Source organism: Actinosynnema sp. (assembly GCF_052038725.1).
The window spans coordinates 1-1,688 of record NZ_JBQGCX010000493.1 but is presented as its reverse complement, the minus strand read 5'-3'; the positions used below and the strand labels follow the sequence as shown (position 1 = coordinate 1,688).

At 78.1% G+C, this 1,688-nt stretch carries 1 protein-coding gene; it reads left to right on the top strand.

The window, feature by feature from the left end; all coding sequences use genetic code 11:
- A partial coding sequence (locus ACTUAL_RS09945; protein ID WP_440900062.1) for a DUF4132 domain-containing protein occupies positions 1-1,688 on the top strand: 1,688 nt, incomplete at both ends.

The following is a 1,688-nucleotide window of genomic DNA, read 5'->3' as shown; positions in this document are numbered from 1 at the left end:
GGGGCAGGCCGGTGGTCGCCCGGTTCGGGCTGGACGTGCTGCCGCAGGCCCTGGCGCTGGGGCGGGTCCGGCCGACCTCGCTGGGCGGGCTGCTGGTCCCGTTCGCGACGCCCGAGGTGGCGGTGGTGATGGTGGACTGGCTGGCGCGGCTCACGCACGCGCGGCCGATCGCGCGGGGCTGGCTGGAGCGGCACGGGGTGGACGCGGCCCGGCTGCTGGTGCCGGTCGCGGTCGGTCCCGCCGGGGTGGCGCGGCGGGCGGCGGAGCACGCGCTGCGGCAGATCCCCGAGCACGCGCTGACCGCCGCGCGCGAGCACGGCGAGCGGGTGGCGTCGGTGGTCGCCGCGGCGCTCGCGATGGACCCGCTGGACGTGCTGCCGGTCCGGGTGCCCGCCATCCCGGCGTGGCTGGAGCCCGGCCTGCTGCCGCAGGTGCTGCGGGAGGGCGGTGCGGCGGCGCTGCCGGAGGAGGCGGTGGGGCACCTGCTGGTGGCGCTGGCGCTGTCCACCCCGGAGGACCCGCACGTCGGGCTGGAGCAGGCGCGCCAGGTGTGCGACCCGGCGTCGCTGGCCCGGTTCGCCTGGGCCGTGTTCGACCAGTGGCGGATGGCCGGGGCCCCGCCCGAGGACCGCTGGGCGCTCACCGGCCTGGCCCTGGTGGGTGACGACCAGGTGGTGCGCGCGCTGGGCCCGCTGATCGCGGCGTGGCCGATCGAGGGCGTCAAGGCGGACGTCGGGCTGGTGGTGCTGGCGCGGATCGGCACGGACGCGGCGCTGACCCGCCTGGACGACGCCTCGCGGCGGCTGAGGAACAAGTGGTTGCGGGGGCGGGCGAAGCGGGAGCTGGACGGGGTCGCGACCGCGCGCGGGCTGACCGCCGAGGAGCTGTCCGACCGGCTCGTGCCGGACTTCGGGCTGTCCCCGGACGGCGCGCTGGAGCTGGACTTCGGGCCGAGGCGGTTCGTGGTCGGGTTCGACGAGCAGCTCAGGCCGCACGTGACCGGGCCGGACGGCAAGCGGCTCAAGTCCCTGCCCAAGCCGGGGGCGCGCGACGACGCGGAGCTGGCCGCGCGGGCGCACGAGCGGTTCGCGGCGCTGAAGAAGGACCTGCGCGCCTCGGCCGCCGAGCAGCTCGCGCGGTTGGAGCGGGCGATGGTGGAGGGCCGGACGTGGGGCGCGGCGGAGTTCACCGGCCTGTTCACCGGCCACCCGCTGCTGTGGCCGCTGGGGCGCAGGCTGGTGTGGATCACCGAGTCGGGGCGCGCGTTCCGGCTGGCCGAGGACCGCACGCTCGGCGACCTGGACGACCGCCCCGTCGTCCTCGGCCCGGACGAGCGGGTGGCGATCGCCCACCCGCTGCGGCTGGGCGCGGACCTGGCGGCGTGGGCGGAGCTGCTGGCCGACTACGAGGTGCTGCAACCGTTCCCGCAGCTGGGCAGGGCCGTGCACCGGCTCACCGAGGAGGAGGCGGGGGCGGTCGAGCTGGTCCGGTTCCGGGACTTCCCGGTGCTGAACGGGAAGGTGGTCGCGCTGCTCGACCGGGGCCGCTGGAGCCAGGCGGGCGGGCTGGGCGGTCCGATCGGGCGGGTGCGGCGGGCGCTGCCGGACGGGCGCGAGGTCGTGGTCGGGCTGGACCCGGCCCTGCCGCGCGGGCGCGTCCCGGTGGGGACCGGGCAGCGGATCACCGGG